Origin of the sequence: Streptomyces sp. NPDC001750, from assembly GCF_042892615.1 — a bacterium.
Taxonomy (GTDB): domain Bacteria; phylum Actinomycetota; class Actinomycetes; order Streptomycetales; family Streptomycetaceae; genus Streptomyces.
Map to the genome: position 1 here is coordinate 47,852 of NZ_JBIAUE010000029.1, position 23,277 is coordinate 71,128.

Sequence of the window (23,277 nt, forward strand, 5' to 3'; positions counted from 1 at the left end):
CATGTCCGACCTGTTGCGCGCCCCCGCCGAGATCAAGTACGCCGAGGAGCTGGACTGGCTGGAGTCCATCGACGACAACCCCAAGCCGTTCTCCTGGCGGTTGTCCCCGAAGATGGTCCGCCTGTTCATCCTGGGTTCCGAGCGCGCCGACGGCCTGGACCGCGAGATCTCCCAGAAGTGGTTCGGTGACCGCAGCTTCGTCGAGCGCTCCATCGTCACCCTGGCCTCCGACCGCGGCCTGCTGCTCATCGGCGATCCCGGCACCGGCAAGAGCTGGCTGGCCGAGCTGCTGTCCGCCGCGATCAGCCGCAACTCCACCCTGGTCGTGCAGGGCACCGCCGGCACCACCGAGGACCACATCAAGTACTCCTGGAACGTGTCCATGGTCATCGCCAAGGGCCAGTCCCGGGAGTCGATGATCCCCTCACCGATCATGACCGCGATGGAGACCGGCGCGATCGGCCGCTTCGAGGAGCTCACCCGTTCCACCAGCGACGTCCAGGACGCGCTGATCTCGATCCTCTCCGAGAAGTACATCTCGGTCCCCGAACTGGACAGCGACAGCATCGTCTTCGCCAAGCCCGGCTTCTCGATCATCGCCACTGCCAACAGCCGCGACCGGGGCGTCAACGACCTGTCCTCGGCGCTCAAGCGCCGCTTCAACTTCGTACGCATCCCCGTGGTGACGAACAAGAAGAGCGAGGCGGAGATCGTCCGCTTCCGCACCGAGGAACTGCTGCGCCGTCACCAGATAGAGCTGGATGTCCCGCCGACGCTGCTGGACGTGCTGCTGCAGAGCTTCGCGGATCTGCGCGCCTCGTCGGCGGCGGCCGGCAGCGACGACGAGAAGCTGGAGTCCGCGCTGTCCACCGCCGAACAGATCGGTGTGCTGGAGGACGCGATCCTGCACAGCAACTTCTTCGGCGAGCGCTCCCTGACCGCTCGTGCCCTGGCCTCCTCGCTCGTCGGGTCGCTGGCCCGGCGCGAGCCCGAGGACCTCGCCATCCTCAACAAGTACCTGCACGGCGTCGTCGAGCCCCGCAGCAAGGAGGAAGGCGGATCCTGGCCGGAGTTCCTGGAGGGCGGCCGCGACGCGATCGCCACCCTGTCATGAGCGCCGCCCACGAGGGGACCTTCGCGACACTGCGCACGCAGCTCCAGGAAGCCGCCGCGACGTTCGCCGACGGACCCGACGCCCTCGAAGGAATCCTCCTCGGCATCGTCGACGACGTCGACCGCGCGGTGCGCGAGCCGCTGGAGGTCTTCCCCGTCTGCCACCACTCGCCCGCCTCGGCGACCGCGATGGCCCGCCGACTGCGCGAGAAGCAGCCCAAGGTCGTCTACCTGGAGCTGTGCGAGGACATGGCACCGCTGCTGACCGAGCTGCGCAACTGCCGCCTCCCGGTCGCGGTCCAGGCGTTCGCGACCGAGGTCGACGGCTTCCCCGCCGAGTGGTCCCCGCTGTCGGTCATCGCTCCGATCACCGAGGCGTCGGCCGAGTACCAGGCGATCGCCTACGCCCTGGACACCCCCGGTGTCGAGCTCGTCCTCGTCGACCGTTCCTCGGACCACGTCTTCCAGTGGGACCCGCGCGGCACGCGGACCGAGCAGTCCGCCGACGCGGACGCACCGCCGCCCACCGAGGAGGAGGCCGCGCTCCACGGCGACGCGGTCGGCGTGGAACTGGGCGACCTGCGCCCGCGCTTCGCCGAACTGGAGGAACACCTGCTGCGCCACGGCAAGGTGCGGCACTGGTCCGAGTGGTGGCACCAGTACGTCGAACTCCCGCTCGGCGACCGGGGCAGCGACCACGACACCTACCGCCAGGTCATGCTGCTGATCGGCAGCCTCTTCCGGCGCCTGGCACCCGGCGACTCCGACCGGGTGCGCGTGGACGAGGACCGTGAACGCCACATGTGGACCAGGATGCGCGAGCACCTGGCCGCGACCGGCACCGATCCCGCCGACTGCCTCTATGTCTGCGGCGCCTTCCACGCGGTCAGCCGCGTCGCGGAGTTCGGCGTCCATGGCACCGACACCTTCGAGATCGGCCCGCGCACCGCCACCACGTGGCAGTACGGACTGATCCCGTCCAGCCACGCGGCGATCGAGGCGCAGTTCGGCCTCGCCGCGGGCTCGGTGTCGATCGCGGCGACGGTCTGGGCCAAGAACCTCAAGCGCACCGGTGTCAAGCCGTACCGCCTGGCAGGCCAGAACGGTACGAAGAAGGCGAAACCCAAGAAGACCGCGGCCCCGGCGGTCCCCGCACCGACGGCCGCGGTCCCGGCCTCCGACAAGCTGACCGGATTCCTCCGGCGGCCACCCGTCCTGGACCGCCTGGACGAGGCCGAACTGCTCGGCTGGTCCGTGGAGATCGTGCGCGCCGCCCGCCGCAACGGCTATCTCGCCTCCACCGCCGACGCCATCGCGGTGTTCGAGACGTCGATCCTGCTGGCCGGGATGCGCGACCGGGCCAGGCCCACGCCGTACGACTTCCAGGACGCGGCGGTCACCTGCATCGAGAAGGACACCGTGCCGGGCCGGCGCGACGTGCGCCGCCTCGTCGAGATCATGATGGGCGGCGACCGTGTCGGACAGGTCGGCTACGACGCGCTGCCGCCCCTGGCACGCGACGTGCACGACCGGCTCGCGCCGCTGAACCTGAAACTCCAGCAACGCGGCGTACAGAGGGCGTTGCTGAACATCGCCGCACAGCCCGAACTGGAGCGGTGCTCCGATGTGCTGTGGATGCTGCGCCGCCTGATGCCGCGGGGTGCCGCACGCCCGATCATGGGTGAGCGCCGGCTCGGCGAACGTCCGATCCAGGAGTCGTGGGACCTGGCGCTCGGCACCCACCAGCGGGCCCTCATCGAGCTCGGCTACGAGGGCGTCAGCCTCGAACAGGTCCTGGAACAGCGCCTGCGCCGCACGGCGTACGACCCGCAGGCCACCGCGGCGACCGTCCTCGCGACCGTCGAGGACGCGACCCTGTACCTGCGCAGCCGCCGCCTCGCCGACGAGCTGGGCACCCGTGCCCTGGAGGTGCTCTCCGCCGAACGCAGCGTCGACGACGCACCGGAGGTGCTGCGCCGGGTGCGCGGGCTGCTGGCGTACTACCGCACCAGTGAGCCGGTGCTGCCGCCGTGGATCGAGTCCTTCGTCAAGGCGGGCTACGCGCACTACTGCACCCTGCTGCCCACGGCGTTCACCGACGACGACGCCACCGTCCGTCAGGTGGCGGCGATGCTGGGCTTCCTGTTCAGCATGGAGAGCCTGGCCCTGTCCCTGGGGTGCGACCGGGCCCAGCTGGAGCTGGCGGTCGCCCAGTCGCACCCGGAGGACCCGTCGAAGACGGCGCTGCTGTGGGCGGCCCGGAACCACCTCGGGCTCCTCTCCCGTGCCGAACTGCGGGCACGCTGCGACGAGCTGCTCGCCAACCCCCTGGTGGTGCCCGCCTATCCGCGCTACCTCAGCGGCTTCGTGCACGCCCTGGAGCCCGTCCCGGGCCTCACCGACTTCGTCGTGGAGGCGGTGTCGAACGCGTTCGGGCGGCTGCCGGACCCGGTGCTGCTGCCCTGGCTGCCGACCCTGATCAGCACCTTGCGGACGAGTGGTACGGAGCTGGCCCCGCTGCTGATCCGCGAGGCCGGACGGATCTTCCCCGGCCGGCTCGCGGCACTGGACGAGTGGGTCCCGCCGTGGCGGGCCCGCCCGGAACCGGAAGCCGTACGTTCGGTACGGGGCACGGTTGCGCCCCGGGGCGTCGCGCTGCTCGCCGCCCACCCCGCGACCTGCGACGCGGTGGCGAACCTGCTGGGCTGCGACGCGGCATGGGCGACGACCGATCCCGGCCCGTCGGGTGCGGTACTCGTCGGCCGTCACCCGGACACGGCGGTGGCCTTGGAGGCGCTGCTGTCCGGCTCGTGACGTCGGCGGGGCGGGACCCGGTGCCCACGCCGGGTCCCCGCTCCGGACGCGTCCCGCCGTTCGCGCCGGAGTCGATCACCGGCTCGCGCCGGGCTCACTCCAGGACGTTGACGTCCTTCTCGGCCGTCCGGTCGGCGGTGGGGAGCGGGCGGTGGCCTTCATCCCAGTGGTTGGACCAGGAGCACAGGCCGCAGGCGTATCTCCCGTCGAGCCCGTACACCTGGGCGTCGCAGCCGCGACAGCGGGTGGTGGTGATCTCGGGGATTATCGCGACGGCCGGGGCGGCCGAGGACCAGCCGCACTGGTTGGAACAGGTCCACGACCCGTCGGGCCCCTGAGTCGCCACCGCGCCGCAGCTTCCGCACGTCATGTATGACCTCCGGGATGTCTGGTCTCCGGGACGGCCCCGCCGCCCGGGGACGACCGGATGACAGGGCCGACTCCAGTGTGCCAGCGGGGCGCCCGTCGGAAGAGTCCCGCGGGGAGGTCCCCGGCGGGGCGGCTTGTTGCCGTTGAGCGGCCCCGGCACGCCGGGCGTCCGCCGCCGTGGGCACTGAGTTGCCGTCAGGTGTGCTGGCGCCGCGGCGGATGACGTTCGACACGCTCAACCGCCGCTTCCTGCCGCCCCACGACGGCGACTCTCCTCGAGGCCGCGAAACACGCCCTGACGGGCCGTTCCCCGGAAGGCGTCCCCCGCCCGGTCCGTCAGTGTGCGTCGGCAGACCTTGCCGGTGGGGCCGAGCGGCATGACGGGGACATGGAGGAATCGCTCGGGCAGTTTGCGCTTCCCCAGACCCCGGCCCAGCAGAAAGGCGTTGAGATCGGCGAGGGCGGGAACGGGGCCGCCCGGTACGGGGCGCACGCAGGCGCAGAGCCGTTCGCCCAGCTCCGGGTCGGGGACCGGCACGCAGACCGCCTCGGCGACGTCCGGGTGGTGGGCGAGCTCGGCCTCGACCTCGGCGGGACTGATGTTCAGACCGCCGCGGATCACCACGTTCTTGATGCGGCCCAGGACGTACAGGCGCCCGTCGGGGCCGATCCGGCCGAGATCGCCCGTGCGCACCCATCCGTCCGGGGTCCGGTAGCGGGCGTCGAGTTCGGGGGCGGCCAGGTAACAGAGCGGGGTCATGGGGCCCTTGGCCTGGATCTCCCCGGAAGCGCCCGGCGGCACCGGGTCGCCGTCGGGGCCCGTGATCCGGATGCTCGCGACCGCGGGGTCCGGTCTCCCGACGCGCCCGTCCTCGGCGCCGGGCGACCAGACCGTATGGCAATTGACACCGTCCGAGGAGCCGTACACGGTCAGCACCGGCCGGCCGAAACGCTCCGCGCACGCCCGAGCGGTGCCGTGCGGCAGGGCGGCACCGCTGGAGACGAGGGCCCGCAGCCCCGGGAAGTCCCCGGCGTCCGCCGGACAGTTCTCGGCGATCCGGCGCAGCATCGTCGGCACCCCGAAGACGTGGGTGGGGCGGTGGACGGCGAGGGCACGCAGCGCCTCGGGCACCGAGAACGACGGCGGGACGACGAGCGTGCCGCCGAGCGCGACGAGGGTGACGACACCGCACGACCCGAAGGAGGAGCCGAGCGGTACGAGGACCAGGTGGCGGCGCACGGCCGCGTCCGGATCGAGTGCCCTCAGATAGGCGGCCCGGCCCCCGGCCATCGCCTGGTGGGCGTAGGCGACCATCTTGGGCGCGGTCTCGGTGCCGGAGGAGACGAGGACACGGGCGGGCGCGGCCGGGTCCACCGGTACGGGACGCCATGGGCGCCGGGCCCGCTCGCCCAGCCAACGTGTGCCCGCCATCCCCCGCTCGGTGCCGAACACCACGTCGAGAAGAGGCAGTCGCGCGCACACGGCCGCATCGGCGCGGTCGGCGAGCACGGCGGCCCGCGCGCGGGAGCGCCCCAGCAGGGCCAGGGTGTCCCGGTCGTCCCCGCCCGGCGGGTGCGGGAGGGCGACCGCCCCGATGGCGTACACGGCGAGTTCGGCGGCGACCGCGTCCCTGCCGCCGGGCAGCCGCAACGCCACGACGTCCCCGGCGCCGAGCCCCGCCTCCGTGAACAGCGCGGCGATGCGGCGGACTTCGGCGTCCAGCCCCGCGTAGTCGAGCCCCCCGTCGGCCGGGTCGCCGCTCTCCACCAGCGCCTGCCGACGGGGATGGCGGTGTACCCGCTCCCGGAACAGGGCGTAGAGGTCGCGGTCCGGGCACAGCCCCTCCTCGGTCCAGGCGCGGCGCTCGGCACGCGGAACGAGGTCGGGTACGGCCAGACCGGCCCGGGAGGTCCACACACCGTCGCGGCGTGCCCCGGGAACGGTGCGCATGCGGGCCGCGGCTTCCCGCACCGCGCCCGTCACGAGAACGTCCAGGGGCTGCGCACCGTCGCGTATCCACCGGGCGGGGCCGGGACGACGGCGTCCCGGAAGACGGGGTCGGCGGGGAGGGCGCTCAGATCGGTGCGGACCTCGGTGGCGCCGAGCCCGGCCGAGTGCAGCCGCTCCCGCCACTCCCCGGTCGTGCGCCTGCCGAAGCGCCCGGCGACGGCCCCCGGAGCGGCGTGCGCCGTCCCGGTGACCCGGGCGAGCGCGGCCAGGTCGGCGCGGGCCCGTTCGCCCAGGTACAGGTGGCCGTCCGCCGTACGCAACGGCAGTTCCAACGGCGACCACGCCGCGCGGCGTACGGGCGGACGCGGCACCAGGGCGGCGGCGGAGAGCAGCGAGGTCTCGGCACGGACACCGCTCCCGGTCCTCGCCCGCCGCAGGAGCCCGGCCACGACCGCCTGGGCGCAGACGAGACCGCCGAGGACGTCGGTCAGCGTCATGAGCGACGGCGCGGGCGGCTCCCCGGCCGGGCGCAGGGCGGCGGCGAGGCCACTGCGGGCCTGGGCGAGGTAGTCGGTACCGATCGGGGTGTGCTCGGGCGGGTAGGCGTCCCCGAAACCGGACGCACCCGCGTACACCAGGTCCGGTCGCACCCGCCACAGCCCCTCGTCGTCGAGACCGAGGCGCACATCACGTCCGGGCGCCCAGTTGTGCACGAACGCGTCGGCGTCCGCGACGAGTTCGCACAGCACCGCACGGCCCTCGGCGGTACGCAGGTCGGCCTCCACGACGGCCTTGCCCGCGTTGAGCGCCGCATAGCGGGCGGAACAGCCGTCGGCCAGCGGCGGCAGCCCCCGCATCGGGTCGCCGCCCGGAGGTTCGACGCGAATCACCTCGGCGCCCAGCAGTTCCAGTACGTGCCCGGCGAGCGGGCCCTGGACCCGGCGGGTGGACTCGACGACCCGTATGCCGCTGAGTGGGAGAGCGCCCGGCGACGCGGGCCCGCCGCCCGGCCGGGGGACGCACGCGCCGCCCGGTGCCGGTACCAGCCGTACGGGCTCCGGCAGTCCGGGCGGCACCGGGTCGTCCGACAGTGCGACCAGGCTGACGCCGCACGCCCGCGCGGCCGCGCGAAGGGCGTCGAGCGGGGCGGTACGGGCGGCCTCCCGCAGTTCCCCCGGCAGTACGCAGACGGCGGTCGCGAACCGCTGCTGGAACGGGGACCAGCCGCGCCCCGCCACCCGTGCGCTGATCCCGAGCCGCGCCCAGAACCGCCGCCACGCCTCGGGATCGAGGGTCTCCAGCTCGAAGGCCGCGCCCTCCGCCGACACGAGCGTCGCACCGCCAAGGGCCGCACCGGACGCGGCCCTGCCGGACGGAACGGGGATCCGTGGTGCGGCGCCCTCGTCCGGTGGGGCCGTGGCCTCGGCGAGGTACTGACAGAGCGCGAGCAGCGCCCCCTGCGCCGCGGAGGTCCGTACCTCGCGCAGCTCCAGCCCCCGGTGCCGGGCGAGCAGTACGGCGGACACACCCTGGGCGGTGAGCACCCCGGCCGCGGTGGCGGCGTAGTCCACGGCGAGCGGGAGCGGCCCGCCGCCCGCCCTGCCGTGGACGTGCATGATCCCGCAGGCCGCCTGGACGGCGCCCTCCCCGTCGAGATCCTCGGCCACGGGCCCGGCCCAGTCGGCCGTACGGCGCACGGCGCACGGTCCGGCGACCCCGGTGTCCCGGGTGTCTCCGGTGTCCCCGAGGGTGTCGCGCAGCAGCCGTGCCGCCACCTCGCCGACGACCGGCGGGGCGGCCGGAGGGGCGAGGGGTGCGGGGGAGGGCGCGGAGAAGGCGATGCTCATCGGGGAGTTCCTCCGGGCTTCCGGCCCTGTGTCGAGTACAGGACGCTGGACGCCGCGCGAAAGCCCGGATCGGTCATCAGCTCCCGAATGCAGTCGAGTTGACGATCCGTCATCCCCTGGGCGAGGAGCCGGTCGCGCAGGTGATGCGTGTGGTGGAGCTGGAGCTGGAGGCTGGCCGATCCGGCGTGCCGCACCTCGACGTACGGGCGGACGTCGATCGCGACGAGCCCGGCCTCCCGCAGTGCCGCAGGAACGCGCCGGCCCCAGTGGGGGTCGCCCCCCGAGGCGCGCAAGGCGGCGGACTTGGCCGCGAGGAAGGCGGTGTAGAGCTGTTCGGACTCCGCGTCGGGAGCGAGCAGCGGGGGCTCGTAGGAGGTGTCGAACTCGTCGATCTGGAGCACCCCGCCGGGTCGCAACGCACGCACGAGCCGGTCGAGCACCGCGCGCCGCTCCGGCAGGTGCTGGAGGACCAGGCGGGCCACCACGAGGTCGTAGTGGTTCTCGGGGAGCGGGTCGCGCACGATGTCGTGTGCGCGCACCTCCAGGTGCGGGGCGGGGGAGATGTGGCGCGGATCGAGGTCGGTGGCGAGCACGGAGCCGCCGGGGCCGACGCGTCCGGCGAGCCAGCGGGCGACGCTGCCGCCGCCCGCGCCGACCTCCAGGCACGTCCAGCCCGGACCGACACCGGTGGCGGCGAGCCGGGGCAGGGTCACGGGGTCGTAGGCGGCGGCGAGGCAGCGGTGCTGCTCCGTGCTGTGCGGGGTGGCGTTGTCGAAGGCGTACCCGGGGTCGGGCCGGACCTGTTCCGGGGCTGCGGGCCGGGCCGATCCCGGATCGGGCGAGACGTGCTCCGGCCCGGGCTGGGCGGGGGTGGGGCGGGCGGCCGTCGGCTGCGGCACGGTGTTCTCCTCCGGTGGGGCTGGAACTCGATGGGACTGGGGGCTCGGTTGGACTGACGGTGTGTCAGGTGAGTTGGGGCTTGGCGCGGTGTGTGGTGAGCGGCGATCACACCCCGACACGGGGATCACGAACCGGGCCCAGGCGGGACCGGATCGGGCCCAGGACGGACAGGGCCGGGCCCGGGAGGGACCGGATGGGGGCCGGGACGGACAGGCCGGGCCCAGGACAGAAAGGCCGAGGCCCGGACGGGCGGGGGTCAGGTCCAGCGGCCGGTGCCGCAGGTCTCGGAGTCGCCCGTGAGCTGCCGCAGCAGGGCGGCGCGCCGCACCTTCCCGGTCCCGGTGCGCGGCACCTCGTCCCAGGTGAGCACGACGGGATCGGCAAGGGGCGGGAGTTCGTCCGCGGCGGTCTTCCAGCGCGACGGGTCGAGGCACCCGTCCCGGGTGACGACGACGGGCAGCGGATCCTTGTCGTCCGGGCGGCCGAGGACGACGCATTCCAGTGCCTCGGGAAGCCGTTCCTCCAGCCGGTCCTCGGTCTCCAGACAGCTGATCCGGCCGGGGTTGTCGACCTCGCGGTCGAGCAGACGGACACTGCCGTCGCGGCGCAGCAGCCCGATGTCGCCGGTGTTCCACCAGCCCTGGTGCTGCTTGTCGGCCCAGCGGTCCTCCTCGCCGACGTAGCCGAGGGCGAGGGCGGCGGTCCGGGCCTGGAGGAGCCCGGTCCGGCCGCGTGGCAGGGGCAGTTGGGTGCGTGGGTCGACCACGCGCAGCCGGGTCTTGACGGGGATGGGGCGGCCCAGGTCGCGGGCGGTGGCGGTGCGCTCGCCGTCCCCCGGGGAGCGGCGGGTGTGGAAGCGGAAGGTGAGCGGGCCCGTCTCGGTCTGACCCCAGCCCTGCATCCACACCGGGTTCCGGCGCCGACTGGCCGCCAGATAGGCGCGGATCGTGGGCGGGTGCACGGCGTCGTAGGTGCTGATGAAGAGGCGTACCCGCCGGAAGGCGTTGTCGAGGCGGCTGGTGAGTTCCTGGAGACGGACGTACGTGCTCGGCAGCGCCTCGGCGATGGTGGGCGGGTGTGCGCGCAGCAGCGGGTCGGCGGCGTCGGGGTCCGCCCCGGACAGCAGGACCATGGCCTCGGGGGCGCGCGAGAAGGCGACGCCCGTCCAGCAGAAGGTGCGCCCGTGCGCGTAGGAGCCGGCGTGCAGCAGGGTGTCGTCACGGCGTACGCCGATGCCGGGGTAGGGGACGGCCTCGAAGCGGGCGAGCTTGCGGATGATCGTGCGCGTGGAGTGCACGACGAGCTTCGGCACCCCGGTGGTACCGGAGGTGTGGTTGATGACGAGCGGCTCGTCGTCGTGGCGGCGGCGGTGCACCGCGGGCCCCGGAGCGACATCGGCCAGCGGTACGGCGCGTGGTGCGGCCTCGTCCACGGTGAGCGTGGTGCCGACGAGGGAGGCGAGGTCGTTCCCGGTGGCCCGGCAGCGCTCCAGCAGTGCGGCGGAGGTGACGAGCACGGCCGGTTCGAGCCGGGCGAGGAGCGTGGCCAGGACCGCCGGTTCGAGCTGTCCGGAGAGCTGGGCGGGTACGGCCCCGGCGCGTACCGCCGCGCAGGCGAGGAGGTCGTAGTCCCAGTGGTTCTCCTTGACGACGGCCACGCGGTCGCCCGGGCGGGCCCCGGCCGCGGCGAGCCGTGCCGCCGTGGTGGCGACCAGATCCGCGAGGGCGGGGACGGTCCAGCGGGTGCCGTCCTCGGGCGCGAGGTCCAAGGGCCGGTCGAGGTGGACGACGGTGGTGTGGCCGCGCTCCGCGGCCTCGTCGAAGAGCACACCCATGTCGTACGGCTTCACCGGGCAGTCTCCAACTGTCGTTCGGAATGGGTTCGCCGGGAGCCGAGGCGGCTGAGGACGCGGGAGGCCGCGAGGCTCCCGGAGCGTACGGCCCCTTCGGAGGCGGGTCGCAGCATCACCCAGTCACCGGCGTACTCCACGGGGCGCGTGGGGCGGCGCATGAAGCGTTCGCGCAGATGCAGCGCGCGCGGGGTGGCCTCCGGCAGAGCGTGCGGGAAGGCGTGCACGAAGCTGTGCCGGGTGGCGCGGCCGAGTCCGGGCACATAGCGCTCGGCGGCGGCGATCAGCCGGGCCTTCGTCTCCGCCTCGGGGCACTCGGCCAGTCCGGGTACGGTCCCCGGGGCGGCCATGAGGGTGAGCAGCCCCCGGCCGTGCGGGGCGCGGCCGGGGTGTTTGACGTGGTCGGCGATGACGGCGGTCAGGACGTCCTCCTCGACGGCGGGGGTCAGCAGGAGATAGAGCGGGCGGCCGTCGGCGGTGGGGGCGAGGGGCCGGTCCAGCAGACAGCTGACCTTGAGCGCGGAGCTGAAGGTGCAGGCGCCGAGGTACTCGCCCTCGTCCGGCGGTGCTTCGGGCCGGAGCGCGGCGGCGAGCGGGGCCGGTACGGCGAGAACGGCGGCCCGGGCGGTCACCTCGCCGTGGTCGAGGCGCAGCCGGGCCCCGTCCTCGGTCTGGACGACCTCGCGCACGGCGCGGCCGGTCTCGACCTCGACGGTTTCGGCGAGCCGCCGGGTGAGCAGGTCCATGCCGTCGAGGTAGGTGCGCCAGCCGGAGGGCGGGCCGACCTCGGCGAGCAGGCTCAGCATCGGGGCGGCGGCCGAGCGGGCGGTGTCCCAGCCGAAGCAGCAGCCGACGAGCGGCTGGAGCAGGTAGTCGTGCAGATCGGGGTGGTAACGCCCGGCCATGGCGCGGACGGTGGCGGCTCCGACAGGGGTGTCGTCTGGCCGGTCCCCGTCGTAGCGGCGGCGGTCGCGGGCGATCCGGCCGAGCAGCCGGACGAGGTCGAGGCGGGCGGCCGGGCCGAGCCCGGCACCGCCGTCGACGAGGGCGGCGGGCCCGCCGACCCCGGGCCGGGCCCGGCCCGCGCGCCACACCGCGACCTCGCCGCCGATGCGGGGCACCTCGGCGTGGCGGACACCGAGACGGTCGAGGAGTTCCCAGGTGGCGCGGTAGCCCCGGGACGGGACCTGCTCGGCGCCCCGGTCGACGGTCCAGCCCTCGTGGCGGAAGCTGCGCATCCGGCCGCCGACCTCGCGGTGGCTCTCGTAGACGCGCACGCTCAGCCCGGCACGGCTCAGCTCGTGGGCGGCGGTGAGCCCGGCGGGACCAGCGCCGACGACGGCCACGTCCAGGTCGGGGGAGACGGGCCGGCTCATGCGGCCCCCGCCCCGACGAGAAGGTTCGCCACGACGAGGAGGACGACGCCCAGCCGGTGCACGCGGAAGCCGATGCGTCGCGCGGCCATGATGTTGTCGGCACGGAAGCCGGTGAGGTACTGCCGCAGCCGCAGGCAGCCGGCCGGGAGCATGACGAGCGCGAACCACCAGGGAGCGATCCCGGTCGCCGAGGCGGCGACGCTGAGCAGGTACTCGGCGGCCGACAGGGCGCCGATGAAGAGGGCGTTGCCGCGCGGCGAGACGAGGACCGCGACCGTGGGACGGCCCACGGCACGGTCGCCCTCGATGTCGTTGGTGTTGGAGTACACCCCGAACATGAGCGGCCCGAAGCCGAAGAGCACGCCCTGCACGAACAGGAAACCGCTGAACTCCCCGGTGAGCAGCCCGTACTGGGCGATGACGAGCACGAGTCCCAGGGCGGCGAGGAACGCCTCCTGGAAGCCGTGGTAACTGATCTTCAGCCCGTAGGAGTACTGGAGGGAGACGACGTAGAGCAGACCCAGCAGGATCAGCGCCCACAGCGGGCGGTGCGGGGCGAGGGCGACGGTGAGCGCCCACACGACCGCCCCGGCCAGCGCGCAGACCCAGGCGAAACGGAGCGCCTCGCGCTCGCTGAGGGTCCCGGCGACGAGGGGCTTGCGCAGTTTGTTGCGGAGCGGGTCGTCGGGGCCGTAGTTGGCGATGTCGCTCCCGTCGCGGAAGCCGGTCACGTCGTCCAGCGCGACCATCGCCATGATGACGAGCACCTGCCCGAGCAGGAAGAGGACGAGCGTGGCGACGGACCGCTTGTCGAGCCCGGGGGTCAGGGGCAGCAGCACGGCGGCGAGAACCACCGGGGTGCTCAGGTAGTAGTCGAAGACGTCGAGCTTGCCCAGCCTGCGGTAACTGCGCAGCTTGCTCTCCGGCCGGGACGCGGCGGGCACTGCCCCGGCGCCGGCCGTGACGCTCTGTGTCATGGGTTCTTCTCGGTCCTTCGTGTCGTGTTGTTGTGTTGTGTTTGCCGTGTTGTGTCGTCCGCCGGCGGCACGCGGGTGACGGCGGACCAGGGGATGGGTGCGTACGGGCATGCCCGGTACGGGACCGGGCGGATCCGGCTCGGGCCGGTGCTTGCCGGTTCGAGCCGAGCCGTGGTGCTTGCGGTCGGAACCCGGGCCGGGGCCCGGTGCCGGAGGCCCGCGGGCCTCCGGCGGCGGTCTCAGCGTCCGGCCGTGAAGGCGCACACGCTGTCGGCGACGTGCTCCACCTCGGCGTCGCTCAGCAGGTGGTGCACCGGCAGCGACAGCGCGCGGGCGGCGGCGGCCCGGGCCCGGGGCCACTGTTCGCCGACGGGCGCGTACGGGGCGAAGGCGGCCTGCTCGGGCAGCGGCAACGGGTAGTAGACGTGGGTGGCGACCCCGGCGCGGTCGAGGTGGGCGCGCAACGCGTCCCGTTCCTCGACCAGCAGGGTGTAGACGTAGTAGCAGCGGCCGTCGCGGCCCGCCGGGGGCGGAACGATTCCCTGCCCGGCGAGCGGGGCGAAGCGCTCGGTGTAGTAGTCGGCGATCCGGGCACGCCGTTCGAGGCGCTCGGGGAAACCGTCGAACCGGTGCAACTGGAAGGCCGCCTGGACCTCGTCGAAGCGGCTGTTGCGGCCGACGAGGTGGTGCACGAAGCGCTGCCGTCCGTCCTGCCCGTGGTTACGCAGCATCCGTACCCGCGCGGCCAGCCGGGAATCACGGGTCACCACGGCACCGCCCTCGCCCGGCATCCCGCAGGACTTCACCTGCACGAAGGAGAAGACTCCGGCGTCGCCCCACAGCCCCGCGGGGGTGGAGCCGAGCACGGCCCCTTGGGCGACGGCAGAGTCCTCCACGAGCCGCAGCCCGTGGCGTCGGGCAAGGGCGGTGAAGCGGGGCATGTCCGCCATGACCGAGAACATGTGGGCGGGCATCAGCGCGACGGTCCGAGGGCCGATGCGGCGCTCCACGTCGTCGGGGTCGACGACCATGGTGTGCGGGTCGATGTCCGCGAAGACCGGGGTGCCCCCGACGTTGACGACGGCGGCGGCCAGCGGGGCGCACCCGAAGGCGGGAACCACGACCTCGTCCCCGGCGCCCACCTCCATCGCGGTGAGGACGAGTTCGAGCGCGGAGGTGCCGCTGCCGCAGAGCACCACGTCGGGCGCGCCGAGGGAATCGCGCAGCACCCGTTCGAACTCTTCGGTGCGGGAGCCCAGGATGAAGCGCTGGGAGGGGTCCAGGGCCACCTCGCGGAAAAGACCGATCAGTTCCTTCCGGTCGGCTTCGAAGAGCTTCCGGGGGAAGAACTCGACGCGGACCGGAGGCACATGGGAGGCGCCGACGGCCCCGATCCCGGCCCGGTCGTCCGCGTCCCTGCCGTCCGCGGCTGCGTCGTCCGCGTCCGGCGCTGCGGGGAGCGTGTCCACGGTCTCCGCACGGCCCGCGGCCTCCGTACGTCCCGCGGCCTCCATACGTCCCGCGGCCTCCGTACATTCCGCGGCCGACACGTCGCCCGCCTCGCCACGCACCTCTTCGGCAGTCCCGCGCCGGGTGTGCGGGACTGCCGGGGCACGCGGCGCCCTGGCGGCCTGCCGTACGTAGAAGTCGGCGACCGCCTCGCACACCCGGTCGATCTCCTCGGTGCCGAGGTCCGGGTACAGCGGCAGCGCCACGGCCCGTCCGGCGGCGGCCTCCGCGTGCGGGAACCGCCGGTCGCGGCAGCCGAGCCCGGCGAAGGCGGGCTGCCGGGGCAGGGGTACCGGATAGTAGACCTCGGTCCCGATCCCGTGGGCGTCGAGATGGGCGACGAGGTCGTCACGGCGCTCGGCCTCGATCAGATAGACGTAGAAGACATCGCGGTCGTCCCGCTCGGGCCGGGCGGTGGACCGGGGCAGCCGCAGCACGCCGGGGATGTCGCGCAACCGCTCGGTGTAGCGGGCCGCCAGGGCTGCGCGGCGGGCGATGTCCTCCTCCAGCGTGGTCGACTTCGCCAGCAGGACGGCGGCCTGCACATCGTCCATCTTGCTGTTCACCCCGGGCCGACTGCTCTGCGTGGCGATCGCCGGGAAGTTGTCGAGGGTGTGCCCGGCCCGTCCGTGGTGACGCAACGCGTCGACCGTGCAGGCCAGTTCGGGGTCGTCGGTGAGGACGGCCCCGGCGTCGCCGAGGGCGCCGAGGGTCTTGCTGGGGAAGAACGAGAGCACCCCGCCCGCTCCGAAGAGCCCGGCGTGCCGACCGCCCCGCCGCATCCCGATCGCCTCGGCGCTGTCCTCCACGACCGTGAGCCCATGGGTCCGCGCCACTTCGCCGATCGCCGCCATGTCCGCCATCGTGTGGAAGAGATGCACGGGCATGACGAAGCGGCAGGCCGGGGTGACCGCCTCGGCCAGGGCGCCCGGATCCATGGCGTAGGTGGCGGGGTCGATGTCCACGAAGCGGGGGACGCCGCCCGCGAGGACCACGGATGAGGCGGTCGCGAAGAACGAGTACGCGGGCACCAGTACCTCGTCGCCGGGGCGCAGCCCGCAGGCGCGCAGCAACAGCACGAGCGCGTCCGTACCGCTGTTCACGGCGATCGCGTACCGGGCTCCGGTGAGGGCGGACAGTGCCTTTTCCCATTCCGCGACCTGAGCGCCGTGGGAGAATTTCCCACTGCCGAACACGCACTCAAGATTCTGTTCGACCAGCGGCCACAGCCGTTGGAATCCCCTCGCCTGGGAGAAGAACGGGACGGGTGACGAGGACCCTCCGGGGTCCGGTGCTCCGCCCCGAATCCCTTGTCCCGCAAGGCTGTTGATCTCCAAACCCGCCCCCACCCTGACGCCCTTCCGATCCGCGGTGCACGTGGGATCAGCGTGGCCGAAGGGGAAACCCGGCCGGTAGCGGAAACCCTTCCGCTTCACACTTTGCGGTGTTCATTTCCCACTTGGCTTGACGTCGGCGCGATGGTGTCGAAAAGGTCCGTGTAGAAATCCGTGCAGAAACACGCCGGGGACACCGGAGCATGCGCGTTCCGGCTGCCGGGAGCCCGTTCCGCTCCTTCGTCGACCACCCCGCGCGACGGGCGCAGGCCCATGGCACCGCGCCGACACCGACTCCGACATCACACAGAACGACGGGCGGTCGCGCCGCCATGCCCGCCCCCCTTATTCGTTCCTTCCTTCCGTTCTTCCCTCCTCGAAGGAGCCACCTTGTTACAGCCCTTGGTCGTAGGACTCGGCCGCTCGGGAGCCGGACTGCACCTCAAGGCGCTCCGGAACCTGGCACGGTCCGGGCAGATCCGGCTGGGACCGGTGATCGGCTGCGATCCCCGCCCCGACCTCGCGCGCGATCTGTCGGGCGTGGTCCTCACCACCTCACCGGAACAGGCTCTGCGCCATGTGCACGACCCGCGGACGACCGTCGCCCACGTGTGCACCCCGCCGCACGACCGGCTGCCGCTGCTGCGCGAACTGGCGGACCACGGGGTGAGACACCTGCTGATCGAGAAACCGATCGCCACCACCCGGGACGAGCTCTCCGACCTGCTCCGGCTGCGCGGGCGAGCGGGCATCCGACTGACGGCCGTCACCCACTGGCTGGCCGCCGAACTCACCACGCGGCTGCGGCGACTGGTGACGGAACAGCCCTACGGCCCCCTGCGGCGGCTCACCATCGACCAGGACAAACCGCGCTTCACCCGGTCGCTCGCCTCGGGCTCTCACCGCACCGCCCTGGAAGTGGAGATCCCGCACGCGCTCGCCCTCGCCGTACACCTCTGCGGTCCGGCCCAGGTCGTACGGGCCTCCTGCACCGAACTGCGCACCGACCACGAGGCGCGCCCGCACCTCGGCGGGGCACGGGTCGAACTGCACCACACCGACGGCGTCCGCACCACACTGCGCTCGGACCTGACCTCGCCCGTCCGCCGCCGCAGCGCGGAGCTGGAGTTCCGGGACGCGACCGTCGTCGCGCACTACCCGGTCGGCGAGGACGACGACCACGCCCAGCTCCAACTCCCCGGCCGCGCGCCCCAGATCTTCCGTGACGACGCCCTCCTCGCCTTCTTCCACGCCGCCTACCAGGACTTCGCCACCGAGGATTCCCCCGGTTTTTCGCACGGGCACTTCGCCACCACCGCGGAAGCGGCCCGTCTCGTCTGCGAGGCGAAGGCCCTGCTATGACACACCGCCCCGCCACCCCCGACCCTTCGGTCCGTGCGACCGCCGGCCCTCCGGCCCGCACGGCCCCCGCCCCCTCGGACCACACGGCTTGCGGGCCGCACGGACCCGTGGCCCGCCCAGTCCTGGCCGGCCTCACCGACGAGGCCGCCGCGAGCCTGGACGGCCAGCTCGCCGTCGTACGGACACTCGGCTGGACCGCGGTCGAAATCCGCTCCGTGGACGGCGTCCCCCTGGCCGAGCTCCCCCGCGACGAGGTGGGCACCATGGCCCGGCGCCTCGCCGAGTCCGGCACCCGAGCGGTCTGCCTCGCCTCCCGCATCGGCAACTGGGCCCGCCCCATCACCTCCGACTTCGCGCAGGACCTCGACGAACTGCGCGTCCTGGAGGAGTACGCGGACCTCCTCGACTGCCGCCGCGTCAGAGTGATGTCGTACCCCAACGACGGTCTGTCGGACGCGGAATGGGGCCGCAGGGCCGTCGAACGGCTGCGCCGCCTCACGGACCGCGCCGAGTCGGCCGGACTCACTCTGCTCCATGAGAACTGCGCCGGCTGGGCGGGCGACGACGCGGCACGCGCCCTGCGCCTGCTGGAGGAGGTGGACAGCCCCGCCCTGCGCCTGCTCTTCGACATCGGCAACGGAGTCCCGTACGGCTACCGGGCCGCCGGACTGCTGCGCCCGCTCCTGTCGTACGTGGACCACGTCCACGTCAAGGACGCCGTGCGCGACGCGGCGGGAGGCACCGCCTACACACTCCCCGGCGACGGCGAGGCCGAGGTCCGCACCTGTCTGCGGATGCTCGCGGAGGCCGGCTACGACGGCGCGTACTCCATCGAACCCCACCTCGCCGTGCGCCCCCACGAGGGCCTGGCACGGCCGGGCGAGGACGCGGCGGACCTCTTCGTCCGGGCGGGCCGCCGCCTGGCGGAACTCCTGGACGCCCCGGCGGACGACGCCCCGGCGGAGCACGGCCCCGGCGGAGGCAACCCGTGAACACACCCCTTCCGCCATCACCACTCCTGCGTGCGAGCGACCGCGAACTCCTCCTGCGTCTGCTGGACCTGCCCACGGCCGGCCCCCTGGAAGGCCCGCTCGATGGCTCCGCCGACGGAGGCACCGAAGTCGGCGGCACTACGGTCGGCACCGAAGGCGGCACCGACGACGAACACCCCCTGCGCACCGCGCAGGAGCTCTACGCCGCGGCCGCCGCGTCCTGCGGGCTGGGCGTCGTGCAACACGCTCCCGCCGATCCGAGCTGGCTGGAACGCCCAGGCGTCCCCGTGGTGGTACGGGAGGCGGCCCGCGCGGACCCCGGCTTCCTCACCGCCCAGCCCAGCCTGTTGCTGCGCCTGGGGCCCCGGCTGTCGCCCGCCCGCACCGTCATGTTCAACGTGCACCTCGACACCGTGGCCGGCGCCGAACCGGTCCGCTTCGACGGCCGCCGATTCCACGGCCGGGGGGCCGTCGACGCCAAGGGGCCCGCAGTGGCCCTGCTCGCCGGGATCCGGGCCGCTGCCGCCGCGCACCCGGCGCTCGGCCGGGACGTGGCCGTCCTCGTGCAGGCCGTGGCGGGCGAGGAGGGCGGGGCGATGGGCACCTACGGCACCCGCCCGCTGATCGCCGCCGGTCACTACGGACGGATCAACGTCTTCTGCGAGCCGACCGGGCTGCGCTCCCTGCCCCGCGCCACCGCCGCCATGACGGCACGCATCACCGTCGAGGGCGAGGACGCCATCGACGACCGGCCCGAGGCCGGGCACAACGCCACCGTCCTGCTCGGCCACCTCGCCCAGCACCTGGCCCACCGCCTCGACGGCGCCGTCCCCGGTACCCGCGTCTGCGTGGCCGGGCTGCACACCGGCGAACGCCACAACCGCGTCTACGGCACCGGCACCCTCCTCCTCAACCTCTCCTACGGCACCGGAGCCGACGGCGCACGGCTCGCCGCCGCCCTCACCGACGCCCTCGGCTCCGGACTGGCCGCGTTCACCGAACGCTTTGGCGCCACCCACGCGTTCGCCCGCACCGCCGAGGACGCCGCCCGGCTCGTCCGGCTGCGCTGGGACAAACGGGACCTGCCGGCCCTGCGCAACGGCGACCCGTGGGCCGAGGCGCTGCTGAGCGCGGCCGGAGCCTTCCCCGCACGCCCCGACGACCCCGGCTTCACCTGCGACGCGATCTGGGCGAGCGGGCTGCCCGGCACCCACACCACGGTCCTCGGCCCCGGCTCCCTGGACGCCAACCACGCACATGCGCAAGGGGAGTTCATCGACCTCGACGACCTGGAGCGCTTCGCCCGGATCGTCGCCCGCCTCCTGGGCGCCTTCGCCGAGGAGCCCGCCCGACCCGATCCCGTCAACGCCCCCGTCCCCGCCCAGGGGAACGTTCACCCGAAAGGCAGTACCACCGCGTGATGACCACCACCGTCCGTCAGGCCGGGGCGTCCTCCGTCCTCGTCGCCCACGAACGGCTGCTCGACGCCCTCACCGACCTCTTCACTCGCCACGGCATCCCCGCCGCCCGCGCCCGCACCGCCGCCGAGGCGCTCTGCCACGGCGAGTTGAGCGGATTTCCCTCGCACGGACTGTTCAACCTCGCCCGGCTCTACCTCCCGCTGCTGGAGTCCGGACGCTGCGACCCGCGCGCCGAACCCACCACCGTGACCGACCTCGGCGCCTGCGCCGTCATCGACCACCGGCGCGCCCTCGGGCTGTGGGCGGCGGCCGAGGCGATGGACGACGCCGTGGCACGGGCCCGGAAGCACGGCATCGGACTCGTCGCCGTACGCGGCGGCACCCACTTCGGATGCGCCGGCTTCCACGCGGGGCGTGCCGCGGCGGCCGGAATGGTGGGCCTCGTGGCGAGCAACTGCGGAGGCCAACGGCTCGTCCCGGCCCCCCGCGGGGCGCTGCCGCTGCTCGGCACCAACCCCCTCGCCGTGGCCGCCCCCGCCCTCCCCGGCCACCCCTTCGTCCTCGACATGAGCACCACGGCCGTACCCACCGGCCGGCTCCGCCTCGCGGCACGGCACGAGGAACCGGTGCCGCCGGGATGGCTGGAGGACGAGCACGGCACCCCCGTCACCGATCCCGGAGCCTACGACCGGGGCGAGGCCCGGCTGCGCTGGCTGGGCGGGGACCCGGAGACCGGGGCGTACAAGGGATTCGGCCTCGCCCTGGCCGTCGAGGTGCTCGCCGCCGGGCTCTCCGGAAGCGCCAGCGGGCCCGCCCCGCAGGCCCTGGCGGACGACGAGGAGTCGCGGGGGACCGACGACGGCATCGGCTTCCTGCTGCTCGCCGTCGACCCCGGACGGCTGCGCCCCGGTGACGGCTTCGCGGAGGCGATGCGCGAACTCTTCGGAACGGTCAATGCGAGCCCGCCCGCGCCCGGAACCGACGAGGAGGTCCGCTACCCGGGCTGGCGGGAGGCCGAACGGGCGCTCCACCGACGGCGCGAGGGTGTTGAGCTGCCCACCTGGCTCCACGAGGAACTCACCGGCCTGGGCCTGTTCGACGCGGGACACCCCCTGCCCGATTCCCCCCGCTCCCGGAACGCGGGGGGCGAACGCCCGTGACGGCCACCCGCGCGGCCCTCGGGGTGATCGGCCTCGGCGCCATCTCCCGCTACTACCTGGCCGCCCTGGAGCATTCCCCGCACTGGCGGCTCGCCGCGGTCTGCGACGCCCGCCCCGAGGCGCTGCGCCGGCACGGCGACGCGGTGCCCGGCTGGACCGACGCCGCCGCGATGCTGCGCGAGACCCCCCTCGACGGTGTGGTGGTCGCCGTTCCCAACGACGCCCACGCCGAGGTGTGCCGGGCGGCACTCACCGCGGGCGTACCGGTCTGCGTCGAGAAACCGCTCGCCCTCACGGCCGCGCAGGGACGCGAACTCGCCGGCCTGGCCGCCGAGTTCGAAACCCCGCTGCTGACCGCCTTCCACCGCCGTCACAACGACGCCTTCCGGGACCTGCGATCCGCCGTCACGGCCGCGGGCTCGCCCGTGCGCACCGTCCGGGTGCGCTACCTGGAACGCATCGAGGAACACACCGGAGGCGAGTCCTGGTACCTGGAGCCCGAACGGTGCGGTGGCGGCTGCGTCGCCGACAACGGGCCCAACGCCTTCGACCTCGTACGCCAACTGCTCGGCGATGTCGCACTGACGCACTCCTTCGTCGGCCGGGACGCCGCCGGGATGGACCGCACGGCCCACCTGCGGCTGCGGGCGGACGACGGAGCGGAGGCGGAGGTGCTGCTGGACTGGTCGTACCCGGGGGAGGCCAAGGACGTCACGGTGACTCTCGCGGACGGGCGCGCGTTCCACGCCGACCTGCTCGCCGGTCATCCGGGCTTCAAGGGTTCGCTGTGGCACGAGTACGAACGGATCCTCGTGGAGTTCGCCGGACTCCGCACCGCCACGAACAGGACCGGCACCGCCGACCGCACGGGAGGCGGAACGGGTGACGGCGCCGGGGGCGGCCTCGCCTGTCTCGACCTCGTCGCCGCGGCGTACGCGCGCGAGGCGGCCCGCCCGGACACACCGCTCGTGCCGGAGCCGTCCCGGCGCCCGGACGACAGCGGGGCCCGGAAGGCCCGCGAGGCCAAGGAGGCCCGGACATGAGGAACACCGTCGAGGACGGCCCCAAGAGGGCCGTGCGCGCCACCCTGGTCAAGGTGCTGCTGCACAGCCGTACGGACCGGGGCATGAGCCTGCTGGAGTGGGCCGGCCGCTGCGTGCGCGCCGGCGAGGTGCACGAGCTGGTGGTGACGGACCAGTGGGCCCCGGTCGCGGGGGCCAGGATCGACCGTGTCGGCTTCCTCGGCTTCGCCGAGATGGAGTGCGGCGGGGTGGTGGACCGCGGGGACGTGCTGCGGATCGGCGGCATCGAGGTGGGGCCGGTGCTCGGCTTCGACGGCTGCCACTTCCCGAACCACTACAACATCCTGGTCCACAGCCCCGTTCTGCTGACCGGGGCTTCGCTCGACCTGCGCCCGGAGTCCCCGGTCGTCTTCGACGGGCAGCAGGCAGCGGGGGAGGGCTCGAAGGACTGAGGGGGGAAGGCCCAGGAGACCCGCGGCGACCGGGAGAACCACCGGGAGCAGCCGGGGCCGGGGAAACGCACCGGGGCCGGTGGCCGGACGAGGAGTCCGGCCACCGGCCCCGGCCTGTGGTGGACCGGACTCAGCCCAGCAGCTCGACGTCGAGGCGCCCGTAGTGGTACTCACGCACCACGCGCAGCAGTTCGTCCTCGCTCAGCTTTCCGTCACCGTTCGCGTCGATCTTGCTGAAGGTCTCGGCGGCCTCGGTACGCGGCAGACCGATCCCGGTGAGCCACGCCTCGAACTCGGTGGCGTCGAGCGATCCGTCGCCATCGCTGTCGGAGAGGGTGACGAGGGCCTTCACCACCGGCGAGAGGGCGCGGTTGAACGCCGCCTCACCCTCGGTGAACAGCAGCTGCTCGGTGGCCTGCAGGAAGCCCTGCTCGGAGATGCCCTCCCGGGCGCTGCTCCCGGACTGCTCGGCGAGGTGGGTGTAGAGGGCCTCGAAGGCGTCGTGCAGCGCCCGCACCCCGGGGGAGTCCGGCGTCGCGCCGAATCCGGAGACGATGCGGGCGGCCTCCTGCCGGAAGTCCTCCAGCTCCAGCAGGCCGTTGCCGTCCACGTCCCAGCGGGCGAAACGCTTGCGCAGCCGGTCCTTGGCCAGGGCATTGGTCATGTCTGTACTCCTTCTCATGTTTCTCGTTATCCGCGGTATCGCGTTGTCCGCGGCATCGCGGTGAAGAACCGGGTCCCGGCCATCGGCACACCGGGGAACGGGACCCGGCCGCGCACGCCGGACCGGCGTGCGAGCAGGGGGCCACCGCCCGGTACGGGGCGGGGC

The 23,277-nt window shown here is 73.7% G+C and carries 17 protein-coding genes; 8 read left to right on the plus strand and 9 right to left on the minus strand.

The window, feature by feature from the left end:
- Position 1: 1 nt before the first annotated feature.
- Together ACFYY6_RS31890 and ACFYY6_RS31895 are read left to right on the plus strand one after the other, a co-directional pair.
- Positions 2 to 1,114 carry an AAA family ATPase gene (locus tag ACFYY6_RS31890; protein ID WP_351525091.1) on the plus strand — a complete coding sequence of 371 codons (1,113 nt, stop codon included), beginning with the start codon at positions 2 to 4 and terminating at the stop codon, positions 1,112 to 1,114.
- Positions 1,111 to 3,927 carry a hypothetical protein gene (locus ACFYY6_RS31895; RefSeq protein ID WP_389196870.1) on the plus strand — a complete coding sequence of 939 codons (2,817 nt, stop codon included), beginning with the start codon at positions 1,111 to 1,113 and terminating at the stop codon, positions 3,925 to 3,927. The genes ACFYY6_RS31890 and ACFYY6_RS31895 overlap by 4 nt, the downstream gene beginning before the upstream one ends.
- Positions 3,928 to 4,021: 94 nt before the next feature.
- Here the strand turns inward: ACFYY6_RS31895 and ACFYY6_RS31900 are convergent, their stop codons facing one another.
- The 8 genes from ACFYY6_RS31900 to ACFYY6_RS31935 all read right to left on the minus strand — a co-directional run bounded on the left by ACFYY6_RS31900 (position 4,022) and on the right by ACFYY6_RS31935 (position 16,141).
- Positions 4,022 to 4,297, minus strand: coding sequence for a hypothetical protein (locus tag ACFYY6_RS31900; RefSeq protein WP_388652541.1), 276 nt, complete (start codon positions 4,295 to 4,297; stop codon positions 4,022 to 4,024).
- A gap of 234 nt (positions 4,298 to 4,531) precedes the next feature.
- Entirely contained in the window at positions 4,532 to 6,247 is a 1,716-nt protein-coding gene (locus tag ACFYY6_RS31905) for a class I adenylate-forming enzyme family protein (RefSeq protein WP_389196872.1), read from the minus strand.
- Between the two features lie 29 nt (positions 6,248 to 6,276).
- A complete protein-coding gene (locus tag ACFYY6_RS31910) occupies positions 6,277 to 8,094 on the minus strand; it encodes a CoA transferase (protein WP_386609375.1) in 1,818 nt (605 codons plus the stop codon).
- Positions 8,091 to 8,993, minus strand: coding sequence for a class I SAM-dependent methyltransferase (locus ACFYY6_RS31915; RefSeq protein ID WP_389196874.1), 903 nt, complete (start codon positions 8,991 to 8,993; stop codon positions 8,091 to 8,093). Before ACFYY6_RS31915 ends, ACFYY6_RS31910 begins: the two co-directional genes overlap by 4 nt.
- Before the next feature lie 257 nt (positions 8,994 to 9,250).
- On the minus strand, positions 9,251 to 10,843 hold the full coding sequence (locus ACFYY6_RS31920; protein ID WP_351523618.1) for a class I adenylate-forming enzyme family protein: 1,593 nt from the start codon (positions 10,841 to 10,843) through the stop codon (positions 9,251 to 9,253).
- Positions 10,840 to 12,219 (minus strand): protoporphyrinogen/coproporphyrinogen oxidase, encoded by a 1,380-nt coding sequence (locus ACFYY6_RS31925; RefSeq protein ID WP_388652549.1) that lies wholly within the window; start codon positions 12,217 to 12,219, stop codon positions 10,840 to 10,842. The genes ACFYY6_RS31920 and ACFYY6_RS31925 overlap by 4 nt, the downstream gene beginning before the upstream one ends.
- A complete protein-coding gene (locus tag ACFYY6_RS31930; RefSeq protein WP_351634165.1) occupies positions 12,216 to 13,196 on the minus strand; it encodes a UbiA family prenyltransferase in 981 nt (326 codons plus the stop codon). The genes ACFYY6_RS31925 and ACFYY6_RS31930 overlap by 4 nt, the downstream gene beginning before the upstream one ends.
- A gap of 239 nt (positions 13,197 to 13,435) precedes the next feature.
- A complete protein-coding gene (locus ACFYY6_RS31935) occupies positions 13,436 to 16,141 on the minus strand; it encodes a DegT/DnrJ/EryC1/StrS family aminotransferase (RefSeq protein ID WP_389196876.1) in 2,706 nt (901 codons plus the stop codon).
- Between the two features lie 288 nt (positions 16,142 to 16,429).
- On the opposite strand from ACFYY6_RS31935, the gene ACFYY6_RS31940 reads away from it, so the two are divergent.
- From ACFYY6_RS31940 to ACFYY6_RS31965, 6 genes are all read left to right on the plus strand, one after another.
- Complete coding sequence (locus tag ACFYY6_RS31940) at positions 16,430 to 17,401, plus strand: Gfo/Idh/MocA family protein (protein ID WP_389196878.1); 972 nt, start codon at positions 16,430 to 16,432, stop codon at positions 17,399 to 17,401.
- A gap of 107 nt (positions 17,402 to 17,508) precedes the next feature.
- Positions 17,509 to 18,393: a sugar phosphate isomerase/epimerase family protein gene (locus ACFYY6_RS31945; RefSeq protein WP_389196880.1), complete on the plus strand. Its 885-nt coding sequence runs from the start codon at positions 17,509 to 17,511 to the stop codon at positions 18,391 to 18,393.
- Entirely contained in the window at positions 18,390 to 19,814 is a 1,425-nt protein-coding gene (locus tag ACFYY6_RS31950; protein WP_388652561.1) for a M20/M25/M40 family metallo-hydrolase, read from the plus strand. The genes ACFYY6_RS31945 and ACFYY6_RS31950 overlap by 4 nt, the downstream gene beginning before the upstream one ends.
- Positions 19,814 to 20,974: an Ldh family oxidoreductase gene (locus ACFYY6_RS31955; protein WP_388652563.1), complete on the plus strand. Its 1,161-nt coding sequence runs from the start codon at positions 19,814 to 19,816 to the stop codon at positions 20,972 to 20,974. Before ACFYY6_RS31950 ends, ACFYY6_RS31955 begins: the two co-directional genes overlap by 1 nt.
- Positions 20,971 to 22,017, plus strand: a complete 1,047-nt coding sequence (locus ACFYY6_RS31960) for a Gfo/Idh/MocA family protein (RefSeq protein WP_389196882.1) — start codon at positions 20,971 to 20,973, stop codon at positions 22,015 to 22,017. The genes ACFYY6_RS31955 and ACFYY6_RS31960 overlap by 4 nt, the downstream gene beginning before the upstream one ends.
- On the plus strand, positions 22,014 to 22,448 hold the full coding sequence (locus tag ACFYY6_RS31965) for a DUF6917 domain-containing protein (protein ID WP_389196884.1): 435 nt from the start codon (positions 22,014 to 22,016) through the stop codon (positions 22,446 to 22,448). Before ACFYY6_RS31960 ends, ACFYY6_RS31965 begins: the two co-directional genes overlap by 4 nt.
- 130 nt (positions 22,449 to 22,578) lie before the next feature.
- Here the strand turns inward: ACFYY6_RS31965 and ACFYY6_RS31970 are convergent, their stop codons facing one another.
- The gene (locus ACFYY6_RS31970) at positions 22,579 to 23,112 is read right to left on the minus strand and encodes an EF-hand domain-containing protein (protein ID WP_351523600.1); all 534 of its coding nucleotides are present in this window, start codon (positions 23,110 to 23,112) and stop codon (positions 22,579 to 22,581) included.
- Between the last annotated feature and the right edge of the window lie 165 nt (positions 23,113 to 23,277).

Coding starts and splice junctions, on each gene's coding strand:
- ACFYY6_RS31890 (WP_351525091.1), top strand. CDS start 2: ATGTCCGACCTGTTGCGCGCCCCCGCCGAGATCAAGTACGCCGAGGAG.
- ACFYY6_RS31895 (WP_389196870.1), top strand. CDS start 1,111: ATGAGCGCCGCCCACGAGGGGACCTTCGCGACACTGCGCACGCAGCTC.
- ACFYY6_RS31900 (WP_388652541.1), bottom strand. CDS start 4,297: ATGACGTGCGGAAGCTGCGGCGCGGTGGCGACTCAGGGGCCCGACGGG.
- ACFYY6_RS31905 (WP_389196872.1), bottom strand. CDS start 6,247: ATGCGCACCGTTCCCGGGGCACGCCGCGACGGTGTGTGGACCTCCCGG.
- ACFYY6_RS31910 (WP_386609375.1), bottom strand. CDS start 8,094: ATGAGCATCGCCTTCTCCGCGCCCTCCCCCGCACCCCTCGCCCCTCCG.
- ACFYY6_RS31925 (WP_388652549.1), bottom strand. CDS start 12,219: ATGAGCCGGCCCGTCTCCCCCGACCTGGACGTGGCCGTCGTCGGCGCT.
- ACFYY6_RS31930 (WP_351634165.1), bottom strand. CDS start 13,196: ATGACACAGAGCGTCACGGCCGGCGCCGGGGCAGTGCCCGCCGCGTCC.
- ACFYY6_RS31955 (WP_388652563.1), top strand. CDS start 19,814: ATGACCACCACCGTCCGTCAGGCCGGGGCGTCCTCCGTCCTCGTCGCC.
- ACFYY6_RS31965 (WP_389196884.1), top strand. CDS start 22,014: ATGAGGAACACCGTCGAGGACGGCCCCAAGAGGGCCGTGCGCGCCACC.
- ACFYY6_RS31970 (WP_351523600.1), bottom strand. CDS start 23,112: ATGACCAATGCCCTGGCCAAGGACCGGCTGCGCAAGCGTTTCGCCCGC.